Origin of the sequence: Flavobacterium sp. BFFFF1, from assembly GCF_002256285.1 — a bacterium.
GTDB lineage: Bacteria > Bacteroidota > Bacteroidia > Flavobacteriales > Flavobacteriaceae > Flavobacterium.
In genome coordinates this window covers 1-20,389 of sequence record NZ_NKJE01000022.1, presented here as the reverse complement: position 1 = coordinate 20,389, position 20,389 = coordinate 1, and the positions used below count along the sequence as shown (strand labels likewise).

Below are 20,389 nucleotides of genomic sequence, written 5' to 3'. Positions count from 1 at the left end.
TGATATGAAATTAAAAAAGATTACGGTATTGGCCTTGGCGCTGCTGGGTTGCGGCATTGCATCAGCACAGGAAAACCTGCTAGATGAACTCGACCAGAAGTCCACTAAGAAAGAAATAGAAATTGCAGCGTTTAAAGGAGTACAGGTCGTATCGATGCAATCGACAAAGCTGGCTGCCAAAGGTGAATTTTATTTTGTGGTGTCGCACCGGTTTGGTGATCTCACGAATGGGCTCGATAATTTTTTTGGATTGGACAATGCCTATACCAAACTGGGGGGAATCTACGGCGTAACCAATTGGTTCTCTGTGGGTATTTCCCGTCAAACCTACAACAAGGTGTTTGAACTGACTGCAAAATATAAATTTGCCGATCAGGAAATTGACGGCTTCCCGGTGACGATTGTGGGTTTTAACTCGATGGATATCAATACCAAATTAAGTGTTGACGAATATCCGAACCTTAAAAGCAACAACCGCCTTGCCTTCACGACCCAACTGCCGATTTCGAGAAAGTTTTCCAATGCTTTTTCGCTGGAAATAAATCCGGTTTTTGTGCATAAAAATCTTTACGACCCTGCCACTGAAAATAAGGACCAGTTCCTGGTTGCGGCAGGCGGACGGTATAAACTGACCAAAAGGCTTAGCGTGAACCTTGAGTATGCCGCCAGAATGGATGCCCCGGAAAACGAGATGTACCACAACCCATTGTCTGTAGGGCTTGATATTGAAACCGGCGGCCACGTGTTCCAACTGCTGTTTTCAAACAGCCAGGCCATCAATGACGTGGCTTATTTTACAAATGCTACCGGAAAATGGAATGGTGGCGGAATTTATTTCGGATTTAACATGTATAGAGTTTTTTAATATGAGAGCAATAAAAATAGTAATGCTTGCTGTGGCAGGCATGGCGGTAATGTCATGTGAATCAACTACGTATGACGAAGTTTCGGTGATTACGACCAACCCGACGTACCTCGCGAATATTAAACCCATAATGAGCGCGAACTGCACCAGTTGCCACAGTAGTGACGGGGGCCAGCAACCCTATCTCGAAACCTATGACGACGTAAAAACTGCTGTGGAAAGCGGCGGCCTGCTTGATGAAATAAACGCACCTTCGGGACAGGGCATGCCTGAAATCGGGAGGATGCCGCAGCATAAAATCGACATGGTAAATAACTGGGCAAACAACGGATTTCCTAACTAATTAAATAAAACGAAAATGAAAAAATGTATCCTATGCCTGTTCACTTTGCTGACGGCCCATATTATGGTCAGCCAGAAAATGATGACGCGGTCAGGAGAAATCAAATTTGAAGCGTCAATGCCTGCTTTGGAAGAAATTGCCGCGACAAACAATTCGGTTTCCTGTATTTTTGATAAAAGTACCGGTGAGTTTGTTACGCTGGCACTCGTGAAGGGATTTCGGTTTAAAGTGCCTTTGATGGAGGAGCATTTTAATGAGAACTATGTCGAGTCGTCGTTGTATCCAAAATCAACCTTTAAAGGAAAAATCGTGAACTACGATGCGGCAAAACTGGCAGTAGGAAAATCAACATTTGATATCGAAGGCGAGCTGACACTGCATGGTGTTACAAAAAAAGTAAAAGCAAAAATCACGTTCACACCTTCCGGGGATAAGCTTCTGGCCAATAGTGCCTTCGCGATTAAACCGGTTGATTACAAAATAGACATTCCATCTGTGGTAAAAAATAAGATCGCTGAAGACGTAAAAATCAGCTTGAGTTTTGCACTTGAAGCAAAATAGCACCGACATTCTAATTGGTTATTTAAGTTTTGTTATGCTTTTAAATGAAGCCCGTAAAGAAAATTTACGGGCTTTATTTTTTTAGCTTTATTAAAGAGACACCTTAAGTAAAATTTAAGCCAAAGGCCATACGCAATCTATCTGCAAGCCGTTCCTAGATAACCAACCACTGTTAAGGATGGTAGAAAGCCATCCTAACCTTAATTTTTTTCACATGAAAAAGTCAATTGCCCTGATCTTTACCTGTACTCTTTTGCCGTGGCCTGGCGCTGCACAAGATACTGTCCGGAAATACAACGATCGGGATACCATCAGGAAATCTGAATTCCATTATAAAAAACTCATCCTTCCATCTATCCTAATTGGATATGGCGTCATTGGGCTCGAAAGTGACCAGCTCAAAACCTGGAACCTGAATCTCAGGGATGAAGTGAAAGAAGACATCGATGAAAGAATCACAATTGACGATTTCTCACAGTGGGCGCCGGCTCTTTCAGTGTATGCCCTAAACAATATCGGTGTGGCGGGGAAGCACAATCTGCGTGACCGCTCGATGATTCTGGCGACTTCGTATTTACTGATGTCGGCAACGGTGCTCAGTTTAAAAACCACAACCCGGATTGAGCGCCCAGACGGCAGTTCGCGAAACTCTTTTCCTTCCGGGCATACTGCGACCGCCTTTGCAGGTGCTGAATTCCTTTGGCAGGAATATAAAGACCAATCAATATGGTATGGTGTAGCAGGATATGCGGTCGCAACAGGTACCGGGATTTTCAGGATCTATAACAACAGGCATTGGCTTACGGACGTGGCTGCAGGCGCCGGAATCGGGATTTTAAGTACAAAGGCCGCTTATTGGATGTATCCCTGGCTGCACCGCACCTTGTTCAGGAATGAAACAAAATCAACATCGATGCTTGCACCGTCGTACGATGGCAGCCATATCGGCGTAAGTTTTCTGAGAAGGTTTTGAGTCTCTCATTTCGATAACGAAGGATTTCATTCTTTTTCACGTCTAACAAAAAAACCAAAACCAGTAAGCATGAAAAAAGTGATCGTCCTAACCGCAATCCTGACCCTCTCTCTGTATTCCTGCAGTAAAAGCGAAGACAATGAATACGTCCCAATTGATCTTTATCCAAACATTACCGCCACCTTTGGAACTACGATAGATCCAGATAACCTCAGCAATTACGCAAACCAGGCTATTCCGGCTTATATTACAAAAGACAACACTGCCGGCAACCCGATTACGGATAAAGGCGCGACGCTGGGAAGGATATTGTTTTATGACAAAAACCTTTCTAAGAACAACACGGTTTCGTGTGCAAGCTGCCACATCCAGGCCGATGCCTTTGGAGACGGCGCTGTGGCAAGCCCCGGTGTTAATGGTACCACAGGAAGGCACGCCATGCGGCTGATCAACGCCCGATTTAGTGTGGAACGGAAATTCTTCTGGGATGAGCGGGCGGCGACATTGGAAGCGCAGACGACACAGCCCATACAGAACCACATTGAAATGGGATTCAGCGGAACCGGCGGCGATGACAATATCGACGGACTTGTCTCAAAACTGCAGTCCATTGGATACTATCAGGAATTATTCACATTTGTTTATGGGGATTCAGAAGTTACTGAAACCAGAATACAGGACGCGCTGGCACAATTTGTCCGCAGCATCCAGTCCTTTGATTCAAAATATGATGTCGGGAGGGCGACAGCCGCCAATGACGGACAGCCATTTACTAATTTTTCCGCCGAGGAAAACCAGGGCAAAAACCTGTTTCTTACTCCACCGCAATTCAATGCAGCAGGTGTAAGGACCGGAGGAGGCCTGGGATGCGCGGGCTGCCACGCTGCACCGGAATTTGATATTGCACCCAACAGCGGCAATAATGGTGTTGTGGGCACTTTAGGCAATCCCACTCTATTAGACATTACAAATACCCGTGCGCCATCGCTGCGAAATATGCTGAAACCAGATGGAACGCCAAATGGACCGTTTATGCACACGGGAGAATTCACCACGCTACAGCAAGTGCTGGCGCATTATAATGTGATTCCGATTGTACCGGGAAATACAAATCTTGACCCCAAACTAAGGCCAGGCGGCATGCCGCAAGAGCTCAACATGACGCCGCAGGAAATCAGTGCGATAACGGCATTTATCAAGACGCTTTCTGGAACGGATGTGTATACCAACGCCAAATGGTCGACCCCATTTTAATGGGTAGGAATGCCAGCCCCGATCGCAGCGGCATCCTTTTTTAGCGACCCAAGCCGAAAATCCGGAAGACTGATATTGACCGCTAAAAAAGATACAGCGGAGCGCGGGATGAAGCGCCATAAAATAAGAAAACAGCCTCTTTTCAGGGGCTGTTTTGCTATCGATATTATAAAAAAAGGCCCGGCACGAATGGATGAAGTTTAAAAACATCCTGATGACGCCACCTCCCAATGCCGCCATCTATTCGTTAAACTGTGTCAGTTTTATTGGACCGGGCCGAAAAACTTCTACGGGGAATTAGACGGCAAATTTAAAAAAAACCCTCGGCCTCAGTCAAAAAAGTAAGATTTTTTTTATTGATTCGGTGTTAATCTGTTGCGATTGTAAGGCGGTGCAATTGTGCTTTGGTGTGCAGCAAGTGAAAATTGAAGTCCTCATTGATTAAAAAATAGTCCGTCCCATTTGCCGTGGCGATACCTTCTACCTGCCTGAAACGTTTCCTAACACGGATCTTTCTACCTGGTTGAGAAAAGAAATCCTGCCCTGACGTTTTTGGAAAAACCAAAAGATACGGTTGCAGGGTTAAGTTGTAGCCACACAATACGAGTTTCTCACCTTGTTCATCGTAAGAAGCTCCGGTAACCAACAGCCTTGTTTCTAATGTCGTTTTGTACCTGGCAAGCCATTGGCCGGGAAGCTTTGGGACGGTGAATAGACGGGAGCGCCTGCCCTGCTTCCACTCTTTCGTGAACAGGCAAATGCTGTCGCCGACAACCACCATGGCCTCGCAATCAAAATTCAGTTTGGTCTGCACACCCCGATTCTGGGTTTCAGGCCAGGTAAAAGCGATGGAATCGATAACCGGTTTCCTCTGGAGCAGGGAACGTTTATCGATTCGAAAAATCTTCAGCGTATCAGCCTTGTGTGCATTGTTGCCAAAATCACCAATATAAAAAAAATCATGATCCTGAGAGATTTCTTCCCAATCGCGATTTTTGATACGGGGTAAATCATATGTATCCGCCAATTTCCCATTGGCTGTATCAAGCGCAAACAGTTGGGGTTTTCCGCTGTCATTGTGGGTCCAAAGCTTTCCGTTCCATATGGCAAGGCCCGAGCCCTCCTTAATCGTCGGGTCCAAATTGATGGATTTTTTCGGCTTCAGGGAGCCGTGTTTCATCTTTGGCTTTTGTACGGACGCGCCGCCGTTGGTCTGTGACCATGCCGACAGGCTTATCGTTAAAATGATCAGGTATTTTAAAATAAAACGCATGTTATTGGGGCATGATGTAGTTCAGAATCTCTGGAATGTCCAGGATAAAATCGGGATTTGCATTTAACTTCGCGTGGTTTGGCATGAACGGCATTTCAGCCGATTCCGGTAGTTGCACGATTGTAGTGCCTCCTTCCCTTTTGATGGCTTTGAGTCCATTGGTCCCATCGGCATTTGCTCCTGAAAGCAAAATGCCGGTTAATTCCGGTCCAAATACATCTGCGGCCGACTCAAAGGCCAGGTCGATGCTTGGCCTGCTAAAGTTTATTTTCTCCGAAACGTCCAGTGCAAAGGTATTGTCTTTTTCGAAAAGCAGGTGGTAATCGGATGGGCCGATGTAAATGGCACCCGCCTGTATGGGTGTCTTGTCTTCAATTTCAACTACGGGAACGATAGTTTTCATTGCAATCAGGTTTTCAAGGGTACTGTCTTCTGCGTTTTTTCGGTGTAAAACGATGACAAGGGCAAAGTCGGGGATGCTATGGAACTTGGGCAGCAATTGCAACAACACTTCAAGGCTGCCTGCCGATCCGCCAATAACCACCACTTTTATTTTTTCTTTCATTTGATCTTTTTCCATATTTTTTCCTTTCTCAATTGTAGAAAACGGGGCTGCAAATGGGAATATTTGATGGTTTCCTTCGTCCCTAACGCAAGAAATCCCAATTTACTAAGGCTGTCGTCGAAAAGCTTCAACGCCCTTTCCTGCAGGTCTTTATCAAAATAAATCATCACATTCCGACACAAAATCAGGTCAAATTCATTGAAAGAACTGTCCGAAACCAGGTTATGCTGTGAAAATACCATTTTTTCAATCAGTTCCTCGCTAAATTTCGCCCGGTCATAATTTGCAATATAGTAATCAGAAAAATCCTTTTTCCCGCCGGAAGCAATATAGTTCTCGGAATACTGCTGCATCATCCGAATTGGAAAAATGCCTTTCTTAGCCGCGACAATGACTGAAGGGTTCAAATCAGTGGCATACAACAGCGATTTCCTGAGCAAATTGGCTTCCTTCAGCATAATTGCCATGGAAAAAACTTCTTCGCCGGTGGAGCAGCCTGCATGCCAAATCCTTATAAACGGCTTTGTTGCCAATAGGGGAAGGATTTCTTCCCGAAGCACTTTGTAAAACAAGGGGTCACGAAACATCTCTGTGACATTGACCGTGATTTCTTCGACCATCCGTTTAAAATACTCCGTGTCCGTGCGCATTCGGGAGAGCAATTCCGGGAAGCTTTTAAAGCCATCAAGTTGGTACAGCCTATCAATGCGGCGTTTGAATGAGGCGCGCGAATACCCTCCGAAATCGAATCCGTAGTACTCAAACGCTTCGTGGATCAAAACCTCGACTTCATGGTCCGTTAACATTGCAGTCTCATTTAGGCGTTATTTAAAATCGCGAGCAGCTTATCAACATCAATCGGCTTTGAGATGTAGGCGTCTGCTCCCGCAGCAAGACACTTCTCACGGTCTCCGATCATGGCCTGGGCGGTTACTGAAATGACGGGCGTTGACGCATGAGCGGGAATTTCCTTGATTAACGGAATGGCCTCATAGCCATCCATTTCAGGCATCATCATGTCTATCAAAACAAAGTCTATGTGGGCATCATTTTGCAACAGCTCCAGTGCTTCAGCTGCACTTAAGCAGGAATGGCAATCGAACGACCTTGCCTTAAGCACCGCAGTCAACGCAAAAATATTGCGCGCGTCGTCATCAACAATAAGGATTCTTTTATTTTCCATAATTTATTGCTTATCGTAGAGCCAAACCCTGAGCAGCGATAATAACTGGTCTACATCGACAGGCTTTGTAATATAATCCGATGCGCCCGCATTGATGCATTTTTCACGGTCCCCGACCATCGCTTTTGCCGTTACGGCAATTACCGGAAGCGACTTAAATCGTTTGATTTCACGGATGCGTTTTGCGGTTTCGTAGCCATCCATGTTTGGCATCATCATATCGAGCAGGACGACATCGAGATCTGGATGTTCGTCCATAATCTTCAGGGCTTCGTTTCCGTCAATTGCCGTAAGTACACGCATCTGCAAGACTTCAAGCGCTTTTGTAAGCGAGTAGATGTTCCTTACGTCGTCGTCCACCACAAGAACGGTCTTGTTGCTCAGGACATTGTTCAGCAGCTGCAGGTTCCGGTTCTTACCATGTTTATCCGATTTCTTTTCTTCGACCAGGTGTAAAAACAGCGACACTTCGTCAATCATTCGCTGGTAGGAATGCGCCGTTTTAATCACGATGGAATCTGCATATTTCTTCAGCTTCAATTCCTCCTGCATCGATAGGCTTTTTCCTGTAAATACGATGATGGGCAGGTTTTCAAGCCCCGGATTTGACTTGACGCCTTCGAGAATTTCGTAAGACTGGCGGTCCGGGATTCCCATATCCAGGATTACGCAATGCACGTCTGGTTTTTGCAGCGCGTCGACGCCTTCTGATACTTCGCTTTTTATCTCTGAGATGATGCTGTGCGTTTCCAGGAAATACGCCAGTGCTTTGGCATGTTTTGAATTGTCTTCAATGATCAGCACCTTTTGTGAATCGCGGTTTACAATGTGTTCGATTCGTTTAAAAATCTCCGTCATTTGCTCATAGGCAACGGGCTTGTCCAGAAAATTCACGGCACCTTTTAGTAAACTCTCCTGTTTCAATCTGTGAGACGACATAATGTGGACCGGAATGGGACGTGTTGTCGCGTTGCTTTTCAATTCTTCCATCACCTCCCAGCCGCTTTTTACAGGAAGCTGGATGTCCAGCAGGACACCGACGGGCCTATATTTCAATGCGAGATTCAAGGCATAGTCGCCACGAACAGAGACAATTCCCTTATATCCTTTTTGCCTTGTGAAATCCAGCAACGATTTGGCAAAATTGGTATCATCTTCCACGATCAGTATTGTCTTATCATCTTTACCGATGTTGTCGCGGTCGTCGGGAATATCGTCGGGAATGGTTTTACTGAGATACGGGTTCACCGTTGCTTCAACTGTTTCTAAAGGCTTATGCATAGGTGTTTCCTGCCATTGGTTTGATACGGTACCCGAAGCCGAAACGGAAGCCGAAACCGGGATGCAAAGTGTAAAACTGCTGCCCTCATCGACGACGCTCTCCAGCGAAATACTTCCATGCAACAATTTTGCGAGCTCCCTGCTGATTGACAGTCCAAGGCCTGTTCCGCCGTATTTGCGTTTGGTTGAGCCATCCGCCTGCTGAAATGCTTCAAAAATCAGGGGCTGCTGTTCTTTTGGGATACCAATCCCAGTGTCTTTTACGGTAAAGCAAATGCGCTTTTCATTCCCGGGATCTTTATGAATGTCCAGTGTTACAGTACCTTTTGACGTAAACTTGATTGCGTTTGAAATAAGGTTTTTCAGGATTTGCTCCAGGCGCATTTTATCTGTTTTCATGACCAGAGGCGCTTTGTCCGAAATCACCTTAAATTCAATTTTCTTGTCGCGGGCAACCTCTGAGAACAAACTTTTCATGCTGTCGGCGATTTCCTGAACGGAAATGTCGAGTATTTCAAGCTCCATTTTGCCGGCCTCAATCTTGGACAAATCAAGGATTTCGTCTATAAGGGCGAGAAGTCCATTTCCTGAACTTTGGATGACACGGGCAAATTCCATTTGCTCATTACTCATATTCCCTTCGTTATTTTCCGAAAGCAAACGGCTCAACAACAAAATCGAATTGAGTGGCGTACGAAGTTCGTGCGACATATTTGCCAGGAATTCTGACTTGTATTTGGTGGATAACTCCAGTGCTTCCGATTTCTTCTGGATCTCGGTGTTTTGTTCTTCGAGCAGCACACTTCTCTCCGCCAACTCCTCATTGGTTTGTTGCAGTTCTTCCTGTTGTACTTTCAGTTCCTCCTCTGATGCCTGAAGCTTTTCTGTCTGGGTTTCCAGTTCGGCGTTCATGCTTTCCAGCTCACTGTGCTGCGCGGTGAGCTCTTCAGTTTGTGCCTGAGTCTCTTCCAGTAATTCCTGAACGCGTTTGCGGCTTAGGGCAGCTTTTACAGCGATGGCAATATTGTCAGCAGCCGCTTCCAGAAACTCCAAATGCAGTGGCGTGTACTCTTTAACAGAAGCCAATTCGATGACACCTTCCGTCCTGAGTTCCATCATGGGCACTGCCACCACATGGGTCGGTTTAATTTCGCCTAAAGCATATGAAATTTTGATATTGTCCGGCTCCAGTGACTTAAGTTCCAGCAGGCGACCTGAAGCTGCTGCCTGTCCTGAAAGCCCCTCTCCGATCTTCAAATGTGTCCGATCACCCGATGGAATATAGCTGTAACTGGCGGCAATGTAAAGTACCTCTCCTTCAATGAGGTAGAAAACGCCTGCGCTGCTTCCGGTATACACCGAAATGAATTCGACAACTTCTTTTGCCAGTTCTTCGAGGTTCTTTTCGCCGAGCATCACATTATTCAGCTCCGCAATCCCAGTTTGCATCCATTCTCTATCAGACAACAGGTTGAAAGACGTATTTAAAGACGCAGCCATATTGTTTAATGAAATTGCTACACTGCCCAGCGCATCGCTTTCGGTATCATTAACACGGATGTTGTAATTGCCTGACGAAATCTGTTCTGCAATGTTGCTGATCACACGGATCCGTTCTGCCGTTTCATATTCGTTTTGCTCAAGTTCCCGCTGTAGTTTTACCCGGTCATTGTAGTCCCTGATAATTCTTATGAAGAATACGATACTGATTACAACGGCAATCAATGCTGCGAAAACTATCAACAGCGAACTGTACGCGCCATATTTCTCTGAATTTCCGGTCCTTTCCTTCAGAAGCTGGTTTTCACGCGCCTCCATTCTTTTAAATATGGCACGAATTTCGTCCATCAGCTTTTTGCCGGTATCCAATTCATCTGGTTTAACCGGCAGCCCGTTGGTTTTGGAGGCAACCCGCAATTCGAGATAAGTGTAAAATGTATTTTTAATCGGTTTCAAGTCGCTTAGGCTGAGCTGTTGCTCCTTATTGTCAGCGGTAAGTGCCTGGATTTTCTCCAAGTAACCATCGGTTTTTGATTCTGAATCTGAATAACGATCCAGAAAAACGGTTTTTCCGGTAATTAAGAATCCGCGGACACCGGTTTGTGCGTCCGACATTTCCGCGCTGCATTGGTTAAGGTTGTATATCACTTCCTGGGTATGATTCACCCAGTTATTGCTTTCCAGGAGACTTTGGATACTAAGATAGGAAGCGGTCGAACTAATAATTAAAATCAGCATGGACACAGTAGAGCTGACTACCAAATTCCTTTTAAAATTATTCTGCATATTCACTATTTTGGAAAGATAATAATAAACTCGGCGCCTTCACCTTCCTTACTTTTAGCGGTAATAAGTCCGTTGTGTTTTTCGATTATTTTTTTGGCGATTGCCAGGCCGATACCGGTTCCTTCATAAGCATCGCGATGGTGCAGCCTTTGAAAAATCGTAAAAATCTTGTCTACGTAGGTCTCATCAAAGCCGATTCCGTTATCGCTCACAGTAATCCTATAAAAATCACCATTTTCAGAAACAGGCGCAGAAAAATCCTTTTCGGCAATCCGTTCTGCGGTGATTGTAACTATTGGCGGTATCTCTTCCTTGCTGAATTTTAAGGAATTTCCAATTAGATTTTGCATGATCTGGCGCAACTGGCTCGGAATCCCTTCGATGATCGGGAGGTCTGTAGTGATGATGATTTCGCCTTGTTTTTGGTCAATAAGATATTCCAGATCGGCAAGTACTTCCCCGATGATTTCGTTTAGATCCGTTTTCTCAGGAGTTGCGGGGGATGAAAGCCTGGAATAGTCGAGCAGATCTTCAATCAATTTGGTCATTCTTGCCGAAGAAGCAAGTGTCCGTTCAATAGTTTCGGTCGCTTTGGCATCGCCCGACACGAGGTAACGATCCCTGATCAGCTTCACAAAAATTTCAATCTTTCGGATAGGCTCTTTTAAATCGTGTGATACGACCCACGCAAACTGCTGCAATTCATGGTTTCGGAATTCGAGCTCCTCATTTTTTGTGACGAGTTCCCTGGTCCTTTCAAAAACTTTTTCTTCGAGGTTTTCCTGGGCCTGTTTTCGAATTTCTATTTCCTTAGACAGCAGGTCGCGAACATCTTTTAGTTCTTGTTGCTGTTGGTGCAGTTTAAGAAAAGCCTTGACCTTGAGTATCAGCAGATCCGGATCAACAGGCTTCGTAATATAATCTACGGCACCGGTCTGGTACCCTTTAAAAATATATTTTTTCTCTTTGTTGATGGCAGAAAGGAAAATGACTGGAATATCTTTGGTACGGTTGCTCCCTGACAGTATCTCGACGACTTCAAAACCATCCATGCCCGGCATTTGTACGTCCATAATAATGAGGCAGTAATTCCTTTTAAGAATCATTTTTAATGCCTCTTCGCCTGATTCTGCTGAGTCCGAATCGAGCTGGTGAAGTTCGAGTATTTTTTTTAGCGGAATAATATTTTCCCGCTTATCGTCTACAATTAATATCATAATAAAAGGAGTCCCAAAACCTCCTGTCTTAAACCTGCGCTATTCATTAAGCATAGGCGGGAAAAACGCGGCGAACCGTCGTTAATCAAACGTCATTTAATTATGATTGTAGTTTTTCCGTTGCTGATTAGGGGATTTATCGGCGTTCACGGAAATTGCGTATTATTTTGGTAGGCTAAAAATACAAAAAAAAATGAAAAATCAAAGGGCTTATTCAATTTGGAAATGAATCCTGAATTTCTCTTAGAAAACCTACAGCTTATTGCTTTTCTGTCAGGTATTTCCAATAGCGCTTGGGCACATGCTGCAAGTGCAGTTTCATATTTTTCCGGGCGGGAATGTTTGTGCTTTTAAAATAATCCTGCCACAGCACACTGTAGAGATTTTCTTTTCCGTGAAGCAATTCGGATGCAGACTGTGTATTAAGGATGGGCTTATATTCCATCCTGATTTCCTTTACGTCCTCCAAATCATAAAATAAGCCATAATTTCTTTTTAAATCGTAGATAATCCATTGCTGGTCTGCATATCGGTTTTTAAAAAATGTGGCAATCAGCGGCAACACGTTAAAATCAGGCTCAATCGGCGCGTAAAAAATGCCGTCTGTCGTTTCCTGAAAACGGATAAACGCTTTCATGCGGTGCTTTTCCCGGTTTACACTGCGGTCTGTCTTAGAAATGGCTATTACAGATGGATTACCATAATTCTGTTCAGCGCCCTTTGGATGATCGAAAATGTAAATGCAGAAATCAAAAAGGTGCTGAAATACTTCCGGTGTTTCCGCGAAGTAAGATTTGTAAAATCTTGACACCCAGTCGGCGCTTATTTTTTTCCGCAATCCCTGCCAAACCCGATCCGCTTTCTTCCTGTCACTGACAATGTCGACCGGAATATCAATAATTCCGGGTTGATAATGTTGGCTGCAAACCAGTTGTACGGTACCCGGTTTTGTTTCGTAATATTCGAATACTGCGCTGAGCAAGCCCTCGAAACTGCCGTCAAAGAGAAAAATTGTCATTAGAATAATGTCAGCTGGTTTTGGGGTACCTTTAGGTATTTGCTCGAACTCTCGGAAAGGATCATTTGCTTTACCTTAAACGAATCGGGCGTATTGAGCTGGAAGATACTATCGGCACAGCGGATAAAATATTTCGCCCTGTTGAAGGCAATTCCCATTTGTTTGAGTTGGTCTGACCGCAAGCGTCCGAATTTACGCGCTGTTACGATTTTCTTTGCCGATCCTACACCGATGCCGGGAACACGAAGAATCATCCCATAATCGGCGGTATTAACATCAATAGGAAAATGTTCCATGTTTCGCAAGGCCCAGCTTAATTTCGGATCCATGTCGATATCAAGGTGTGGGTTTTCGGGATTCAGAAGCTCCTGTACCTCAAAACCGTAAAAGCGCATCAACCAATCGGTTTGATACAATCTGTTTTCGCGAAGCAATGGTGGCTGACTGCCAATGATTGGCATGCGTGTATCGTAACTAATGGGAATGTAACCGGAGTAATATACTCTTTTAAGGTCGTAATTTTTATAGTATTCGTTTGCGCTATACATGATTTCCATATCGGTTTCAGGCGTAGCGCCTATGACCATTTGTGTACTTTGACCAGCGGGGACAAACTTAGGGGTGCTGTTGATCAGTTTTTTCTCGTCTTTTAACGCGATGATACTTTGCTGTATGAAGCCGAGCGGTTTTTTCACATCGTCGTGTGACTTGTCCGGAGCCAATAACTTAAGGCCTGACTCTGTAGGCATTTCAAGATTGATACTCATGCGATCGGCGTAAAGGCCCGCTTCAGTGAGCAGTTCCTCGCTCGCACCCGGAATGGTTTTTAAATGGATATAACCATTAAACCGATGTTCGAGCCGCAACCTTTTTGCAATGCGTACCAGGCGCTCCATGGTATAATCTGCATTTTTAAAAATTCCGGAGCTCAGGAACAATCCCTCTATATAATTTCGGCGGTAAAAACTCATGGTAAGCTCGACAACTTCGGCAACGGTGAATGCAGCACGTTTAATGTCGTTGCTTTTTCTCGACACGCAAAAGGCGCAGTCAAAAATGCAGTGGTTGGTGAGTAGGATTTTCAGCAGCGACACGCAGCGTCCATCTTCAGTGTAGGTATGACAAATCCCAGAACTGCTGGCATCGCCCAAGCCTTTATCGGTGTTTTTGCGATTGCTGCCGCTTGAAGAGCACGACACGTCATACTTGGCAGCATCGGCAAGGATTTGGAGTTTTTCACGAATACGGTCAGACATGGTTCCGGAAGTATAATTTTCAACGTTATAGCAATGTTGGAAATTTACAATTTAAGCCATACTATGGACTATAAACAGTCGTTAAAAAAACTGCAATATTATCGCATTAACCGTCAGAATATACTTTGATTTTTTTCGAAAATTACCTTATCGTAAATGCTGCCAAAAAGCAATTCAAAAAAAAAACCGCCTTGACGGCGGTATTAATACATTTTTGGTTTACTCTTTCCTGCAGTACTCAGGCCCAGAAAAAAATAAATGACGCAAAACCTCAACAATCCCGAAATGACCAGGTAAATCCCCGCAATCAAAAAGATATTGTCTAACAATTGATCTGGGCTTACATCTGTAAAAGATAGGATCATCAATACTGCGCCTAATATAAACCTGACTAGAATATCAGAATTACCCACATTTTTTTTCATTGCGTTGTGTGTTTGTTTTTCAAATTTGTAGAAAAATGTCTACAAGACGCGAATTTAACAAATTTTTGACGCAATCAAAAAATAATTTAAATATTTGTTATTAAAGAAATTACGGGATTTCAGTTTTGCCTTCCCATTGCATAAATCCGCCCAGCAGGTTGTAGGTATTTTCGAATCCCAACTGCCCCATAATATCACAAGCCTGGCCGCTTCTGCCTCCGGCTTTACAATAAACATAATAGTTTTTTGATTTGTCGAGGGACTCCAGTTCGTATATAAAACCCTGCCCTTTGTAAATGTCAATCATTACAGCATTTGGAATGATTCCGTCATTGCATTCGTCTGCGGTGCGCACGTCAAGAATGACAGCATTCTCGTCCGCTTCAAGCTGTGTAGCCCAATCGTGTTGCGATAAGTTCATTTTATTGTTTTTTTGCAAAATTACAAAAGAAATGGATTTATACTTTGATCGAGCAACCAATTGCTTTCGTTTCCTTCACATTAATTTCAACGTTGTTTAAAAGCGCGTCCACGGCATTCTCAACATACTTCGCTTTGACGGCAGTCTCATCTTCATAATTATCATCGATAGCACCGATATATTTTACCGCCAAACCTTTCGATGTTTTTTGCAGCAGGTAGACGTGAGGTGTTTTTGTAGCACCGTACTGGGGATAAATTTTCTGGCCTTCGTCGATTAAATAGGGAAAAGTAAAGCCTTTTTCCTTTGCCCGAACCTGCATCAGCGCAAAACTGTCGTCCTTCTGTTTCTCAGGATTATTTGGATTGATTGCAACTACCGGATACCCTTTTGAAGCATACTTGTTATGCAACGCCACAATCCGGTCTTCGTAGGCTTGGGCATATGGGCAGTGGTTGCAGGTAAATATTACTATAAATCCTTTCGCCGACTTAAAATCCTTTAACGAGACCATTTTACCGTCAACATTCTTTAGGCTGAAATCCGTTGCATAGTCCCCAACCTGATACCCGCCTATTGTGGTCCTTGCAGTAAAAGCGCTGGCTCCTGTGAGGATAATCGCCAACGCGATCATAGTGAATTTGCTCATCATATTAATATTTAAATTGTTTCAATTCGTTTTCCAGTGATGCATAGCTGAAACTCCGCTCAAAAAATTTTCGCTCGTCCTTATTGTAAATTAATGTCGCAGGGATGGCACCACTCCAGTCCTTGCTTACCTTCCCAATCCATTCATTCGCATTCGGATCATCGAGAAAAACCACCTCGGACGCCAAACCTTTTTTTGCTATGAACGGAATGAGTTTCGTTTCCACCTGTTTTTTCATATCGAGGCTTACGAGCAGTACTTTCACTTTCCTGGCTTTGTTATCAAGCTGCAGCTTTTCAAAATGCCTGAGCTCCGCTACACATGGCGCACACCAGGTTGCCCAAAAGTTGACCACATACGTAGTGTCTGTTTTTTTGCTCAGGAAATACTGAAGCGACTTGAAATCATACGCTTTTACTATAATTCCCTCAGCACGGTAAATCCTGAGGGGTTGCGGCGCTCCCTCCAACTGCCGTGCGTCTCCCGAAGAAAATTCAAACCCGGTAATGATAAGAAAAAATAGAAGGAGACGCGTCATTTTGTTTTTTTAGGATTATAAAAATACCCATTCTTTACTGATGCCTAATCGATTTAACAAAAATTTAATAAACATTTGTATATACAAATAAAAAATAATCCCATACATTTGTACCTACAAATATCACAGTTACTAATGACAATAGAGGAGATTATAAAATCAAACGCAGTACTCCCCATCGAAAAGAAGGTGGTATTGAATATTTTATATGCCAACAATGTCATTGCCGAGAAATTCAACGAAGTGTTGAAACCCTTCGACATCTCTTCAGAACAATTTAATGTGTTGCGCATCCTTCGGGGTCAGCAGGGATTACCGGCAAACATGTTCCTGATACAGGAGCGAATGCTGGCAAAAACGAGCAACACAACGCGCCTTGTCGACAAATTGCTGCTGAAAAACCTCGTAACGCGTGAAATCTGTCCCAACAACAGGCGCAAGATGGAAGTAGCCATCACCGAAAAAGGGCTTGCGCTTCTGGAAGCACTGGATCCAAAAGTCCAGGATCATGAAAGGAACTTCGCAATCAACATGAGCCCGGAGGAAATGGAACAACTCAACGCGCTGTTGGAAAAATTCAGGACTTTCAGTCGGGAAACAAAATCAGGATCTTAATCAATTTTTAAACAATAACTAATTTTAATTACAATGAAGAATTTAAAAACAATCGCTATCGCCCTTTTTATCGCCTTAGGCGCAACAGCAAACGCACAAACAAAAAAGGTAGATGTTAAGAAAAGTACCATCACATGGGTGGGTAAAAAAGTAACCGGGCAACACTCCGGAACCGTAAACCTGAAAGATGGCTCATTGGTTTTCAAAAGCAACAAACTAACAGGTGGCGCTTTTAATGTTGACATGACATCTATCGCGGTAACAGACCTTAAAGCAGGTGAAGGTAAAGAAAAACTTGAAGGTCACCTGAAAGCGGATGACTTTTTTGGAACAGCAAAATTTGCTACAGCATCATTGGCCTTCAAAACGATTACTGCTAAAGCAAACAACACCTATACCGTTGTTGCCGACTTAACCATTAAAGGCATCACAAAACCGGTAACGTTTGATCTTGCAGTCGCTGGAAACAAAGCCACAACTTCTTTCAAGATCGACAGGACGAAATACGATATCAAGTACGGTTCAGGAAGTTTCTTCGACGGACTTGGCGATAAAGTAATCAACGACGATTTTGACGTGACGGTTTCGTTGGTATTCTAATTCCAGCAAAGCAATAACTAATGAAACCCCGGCATTCGTGTCGGGGTTTTCTTTTTTTGGGCGTGACGGCTGCTTTTTCAGTTGCGTCCTGCTTGTTCGATCCATCAAGCCGCCGTCGGGCTCTACGCAGTGCACGGCACTTCGCTTCGATCCCTCACGCAACATGGCCCACACTTCAAACATTGTTTTTACCTTTGCGAAATGAAACAAGTACTTATCATCGACAACTACGACAGCTTCACATTCAACCTCAGCCACTACCTTGAGGATCTTGGCGCTTCCGTCACCATTTGGCGCAACAATGCATTCGACCTTGACGATGTGGAACGTTTTGACAAAGTCCTGCTTTCACCGGGACCAGGCATTCCGTCAGAGGCAGGCCAGTTACTTGAAGTTATCCGCAGATATGCAAGTACTAAAAGTATCCTTGGCATTTGTCTCGGCCAGCAAGCCATCGCAGAGGTTTTCGGCGGATCCTTGGTAAACCTCAAAAAAGTACATCACGGCGTCGCATCAACAATCAAAGTTATTGTCGCAGACGAAATGTTATTCAAAGATATGCCACCTGAAATAGCCGTAGGACGATACCATTCCTGGACCGTAAACAGAAACCTTCCTGTTGATCTTGAAGTGACGTCGGTGGATATTGATGGCGAAATCATGTCACTCCGCCACCGAACTTACGATGTAAAAGCCGTTCAGTTTCATCCTGAAAGCATCCTCACACCACACGGAAAATTGCTTTTGAAAAACTGGGTTGATTCTTAACACAACCGTAAATACAGTTTAGGTAAAATAATTTATCTATTTGGATAACAAACTATTAAATATTTGTAATAGATTTAATCTATACGAATTACAGCACACAATTTACGTTTGTAACCCCATTATTTCACATGCAATTCCATTGTTAAATAACCGTTAAAAATATTTTAAACGTTTGTTTAACTTAAACGTTTGTTTAAATTTGTACCCGAAATTTAGCATTTGAAAATGACTATAGATTTTAACGAAAAACAAATCCGTATACTTCACGTCGCTGAGCAGCTTTTTGCTGAGAAAGGGTTTGACGGAACATCGATCCGCAACATTGCAAAAGAGGCCAAAATCAATATTGCGATGGTATCGTATTACTTTGGATCGAAAGAAAGGATGCTCGAAGCATTGATTATTTCGCGTACCGCTGACCTCAAGATCCAACTCGAAAACCTGCTTAGAGAGGACCTTGCCCCGATGGATAAACTGGAGAAACTCATCGACCTTTACCTCACCCGCATCCAGAAAAACCGCTGCATTTACCAAATCATGCATTTTGAACTGTCCAACAAAAAGCGGGCGATCAATATTAAATCATTTACTGAGGTCAAAAGAAGGAATGTCGACTCACTGCGCGAAATTATCACCCAGGGTCAGGAAGAAGGTGTTTTTCGAAAAGACATCAATATTTACCTGATTCCTCCTACGGTTATGGGCACTTTTTTTCATTTCCATATGAATAGGCCGCTTTACGAGGAGATTCTTGACCTCCGCACAGATGAGGCGGTCAATAATTATATAAAAAACGAACTTTCAGCACACATTAAACAAACCATCAAAGCCTTACTGACACATGAGAATTAGGAATTTATTGCTTGCAGGGCCATTTGTTTTAGGGTCGATTTCGCTTCAGGCACAACAGAAAACAAATCTTTCACTTCAGGATGCGGTGAAAATCGCATTGTCAAAAACGGATGAATCCCTACTTGCGGACGCAAAAGCATCGACAAAAGCGTACCAGGTTGACGTCACTAAAAACAATCGCTATCCTGATTTCAAACTTTCAGGGCAATACCTTCGGCTTACCAATGCCGATATAAAGCTTAAATCCAGCAACGAGGCCGCCACAGACCCCAACGCCGAGCCTGCTTCTTCCCCAAAAGTGAATCAGTTAATCCTGGCGCAGGCCAATATTAACATGCCCATCTTTTCGGGCTTTAAATTAAGGCACTCCATCGCTGCTTCGGAAAATTTGTACCAGGCTGAAAAAGCCAATGCAGCGTATACTAAAGAAGAAACGGCAATGCGAGTGGTAAGTTACTACGCGGCACTTTACAAAGCGCAAAAGTCTGTTGAATTGCTCAAAGAAAGCCTTAAAAGCAGCCAACAGCGTGTTACCGATTTTACGGCAATGGAAAAAAATGGTATTATCGCCCGCAATGACCTTTTAAAAGCCCAATTGCAGGAATCAAAAATCCAGCTGTCGCTCGACGAAGCCGAAAAGAATGTCAGGTTAATCAATTACAACCTGGTAACCTTACTAAAACTTTCTCCTGAAACCATGGTTGAAGTAACGCCTGATAACATTGCTCAGGACCTGTTCTCTAAATCCGTGAAACCAGAAGCTGAAGAACTGTCAAACCGCAAGGACCTCGAAGCACTTAGCTATACCCAAAAGGCTACAGAAGCCAATATCAAGGTAGCAAAAAGCAACTACTACCCTTCCCTTTCGCTCGTTGGCGGCTACGCATTTATTGACCTTCAGAACGTCGTACGCGTGGAAAATGCGATGAACGTTGGAATTGGGTTATCTTATAACTTAAGTTCTATCTTTAAAAACAACAAAGACGTCAAAGCCGCCAAAAGCCGTGCGGAAGAAGTGAAACTGGAGCAGTCCATCCTCACGGATCGCATTAAATCGGAAATCACCGAAGCGCGCGAAAACTACGAACTTTCCGTAAAACAGGACAAAGTGTATTCGGAAGCGGTAAACCAGGCTGATGAAAATTTCAGGATTGTAAAAGACAAGTACGACAATGGTCTGTCTGATACCAACGACCTGTTGGAAGCCGATGTCGAAGACCTTTCTGCCAAAATAAACCAGGCTTATGCCAAAGCGAATATGGTGCTTAAATATTACGAACTGCTTGACGCTACCGGCCAATTAACACAATCCTTCAACCTTAACTAACAATACCATGGAGAAGAAAAAAACCAACAAAAAATTTATTTTTATACTGAGTGCGCTGGTAATTCTGGGTGTGACTTATGGCACATTTAAATACCTTCACTCACTAAAGCACGAAGAAA

The 20,389-nt window shown here is 43.7% G+C and carries 22 protein-coding genes; 10 read left to right on the top strand and 12 right to left on the bottom strand.

Going from position 1 to position 20,389, the window contains the following annotated elements:
• The first annotated feature begins 4 nt into the window (after positions 1-4).
• The 5 genes from CFE23_RS12765 to CFE23_RS12745 all read left to right on the top strand — a co-directional run bounded on the left by CFE23_RS12765 (position 5) and on the right by CFE23_RS12745 (position 3,996).
• The gene (locus CFE23_RS12765; RefSeq protein WP_291088614.1) at positions 5-865 is read left to right on the top strand and encodes a DUF5777 family beta-barrel protein; all 861 of its coding nucleotides are present in this window, start codon (positions 5-7) and stop codon (positions 863-865) included.
• Between the two features lies 1 nt (position 866).
• Positions 867-1,208, top strand: coding sequence for a hypothetical protein (locus tag CFE23_RS12760; protein WP_291088612.1), 342 nt, complete (start codon positions 867-869; stop codon positions 1,206-1,208).
• 15 nt (positions 1,209-1,223) lie between these two features.
• Positions 1,224-1,769: a YceI family protein gene (locus CFE23_RS12755; protein WP_291088610.1), complete on the top strand. Its 546-nt coding sequence runs from the start codon at positions 1,224-1,226 to the stop codon at positions 1,767-1,769.
• Between the two features lie 214 nt (positions 1,770-1,983).
• Positions 1,984-2,742, top strand: a complete 759-nt coding sequence (locus CFE23_RS12750; protein ID WP_291088608.1) for a phosphatase PAP2 family protein — start codon at positions 1,984-1,986, stop codon at positions 2,740-2,742.
• A gap of 69 nt (positions 2,743-2,811) precedes the next feature.
• Positions 2,812-3,996, top strand: a complete 1,185-nt coding sequence (locus CFE23_RS12745; RefSeq protein ID WP_291088606.1) for a cytochrome c peroxidase — start codon at positions 2,812-2,814, stop codon at positions 3,994-3,996.
• A gap of 367 nt (positions 3,997-4,363) precedes the next feature.
• Here the strand turns inward: CFE23_RS12745 and CFE23_RS12740 are convergent, their stop codons facing one another.
• The 12 genes from CFE23_RS12740 to CFE23_RS12685 form a co-directional block, all read right to left on the bottom strand.
• A complete protein-coding gene (locus tag CFE23_RS12740; protein WP_291088604.1) occupies positions 4,364-5,269 on the bottom strand; it encodes a T9SS C-terminal target domain-containing protein in 906 nt (301 codons plus the stop codon).
• A 1-nt stretch (position 5,270) separates the two neighbouring features.
• On the bottom strand, positions 5,271-5,849 hold the full coding sequence (locus CFE23_RS12735; protein ID WP_291088602.1) for a chemotaxis protein CheB: 579 nt from the start codon (positions 5,847-5,849) through the stop codon (positions 5,271-5,273).
• Positions 5,831-6,640, bottom strand: coding sequence for a protein-glutamate O-methyltransferase CheR (locus CFE23_RS12730; protein ID WP_291088600.1), 810 nt, complete (start codon positions 6,638-6,640; stop codon positions 5,831-5,833). Before CFE23_RS12730 ends, CFE23_RS12735 begins: the two co-directional genes overlap by 19 nt.
• Positions 6,641-6,651: 11 nt before the next feature.
• Entirely contained in the window at positions 6,652-7,017 is a 366-nt protein-coding gene (locus CFE23_RS12725; protein WP_291088598.1) for a response regulator, read from the bottom strand.
• A 3-nt stretch (positions 7,018-7,020) separates the two neighbouring features.
• The gene (locus tag CFE23_RS12720) at positions 7,021-10,584 is read right to left on the bottom strand and encodes a response regulator (RefSeq protein WP_291088596.1); all 3,564 of its coding nucleotides are present in this window, start codon (positions 10,582-10,584) and stop codon (positions 7,021-7,023) included.
• A gap of 5 nt (positions 10,585-10,589) precedes the next feature.
• On the bottom strand, positions 10,590-11,801 hold the full coding sequence (locus tag CFE23_RS12715) for a response regulator (protein ID WP_291088594.1): 1,212 nt from the start codon (positions 11,799-11,801) through the stop codon (positions 10,590-10,592).
• A gap of 259 nt (positions 11,802-12,060) precedes the next feature.
• Entirely contained in the window at positions 12,061-12,819 is a 759-nt protein-coding gene (locus tag CFE23_RS12710; RefSeq protein ID WP_291088592.1) for a TIGR03915 family putative DNA repair protein, read from the bottom strand.
• Complete coding sequence (locus tag CFE23_RS12705; RefSeq protein ID WP_291088590.1) at positions 12,819-14,075, bottom strand: putative DNA modification/repair radical SAM protein; 1,257 nt, start codon at positions 14,073-14,075, stop codon at positions 12,819-12,821. Before CFE23_RS12705 ends, CFE23_RS12710 begins: the two co-directional genes overlap by 1 nt.
• 203 nt (positions 14,076-14,278) lie before the next feature.
• Positions 14,279-14,500, bottom strand: coding sequence for a DUF2892 domain-containing protein (locus tag CFE23_RS12700; protein WP_291088588.1), 222 nt, complete (start codon positions 14,498-14,500; stop codon positions 14,279-14,281).
• A gap of 109 nt (positions 14,501-14,609) precedes the next feature.
• On the bottom strand, positions 14,610-14,921 hold the full coding sequence (locus tag CFE23_RS12695) for a rhodanese-like domain-containing protein (protein WP_291088586.1): 312 nt from the start codon (positions 14,919-14,921) through the stop codon (positions 14,610-14,612).
• A 37-nt stretch (positions 14,922-14,958) separates the two neighbouring features.
• Positions 14,959-15,573: a thioredoxin family protein gene (locus tag CFE23_RS12690; protein ID WP_291088584.1), complete on the bottom strand. Its 615-nt coding sequence runs from the start codon at positions 15,571-15,573 to the stop codon at positions 14,959-14,961.
• 1 nt (position 15,574) lies between these two features.
• Complete coding sequence (locus tag CFE23_RS12685; protein WP_291088582.1) at positions 15,575-16,108, bottom strand: TlpA disulfide reductase family protein; 534 nt, start codon at positions 16,106-16,108, stop codon at positions 15,575-15,577.
• A gap of 135 nt (positions 16,109-16,243) precedes the next feature.
• Between CFE23_RS12685 and CFE23_RS12680 the strand changes: the two genes are divergently transcribed.
• The 5 genes from CFE23_RS12680 to CFE23_RS12660 all read left to right on the top strand — a co-directional run bounded on the left by CFE23_RS12680 (position 16,244) and on the right by CFE23_RS12660 (position 20,270).
• Positions 16,244-16,723: a MarR family transcriptional regulator gene (locus tag CFE23_RS12680; RefSeq protein ID WP_291088580.1), complete on the top strand. Its 480-nt coding sequence runs from the start codon at positions 16,244-16,246 to the stop codon at positions 16,721-16,723.
• A 33-nt stretch (positions 16,724-16,756) separates the two neighbouring features.
• Complete coding sequence (locus CFE23_RS12675; RefSeq protein ID WP_291088578.1) at positions 16,757-17,323, top strand: YceI family protein; 567 nt, start codon at positions 16,757-16,759, stop codon at positions 17,321-17,323.
• Positions 17,324-17,524: 201 nt separating this feature from the next.
• Positions 17,525-18,091 (top strand): aminodeoxychorismate/anthranilate synthase component II, encoded by a 567-nt coding sequence (locus CFE23_RS12670; protein ID WP_291088576.1) that lies wholly within the window; start codon positions 17,525-17,527, stop codon positions 18,089-18,091.
• A gap of 225 nt (positions 18,092-18,316) precedes the next feature.
• Positions 18,317-18,943: a TetR family transcriptional regulator gene (locus tag CFE23_RS12665; protein WP_291088574.1), complete on the top strand. Its 627-nt coding sequence runs from the start codon at positions 18,317-18,319 to the stop codon at positions 18,941-18,943.
• On the top strand, positions 18,933-20,270 hold the full coding sequence (locus tag CFE23_RS12660) for a TolC family protein (RefSeq protein ID WP_291088572.1): 1,338 nt from the start codon (positions 18,933-18,935) through the stop codon (positions 20,268-20,270). Before CFE23_RS12665 ends, CFE23_RS12660 begins: the two co-directional genes overlap by 11 nt.
• The last annotated feature ends 119 nt before the right edge of the window (positions 20,271-20,389 follow it).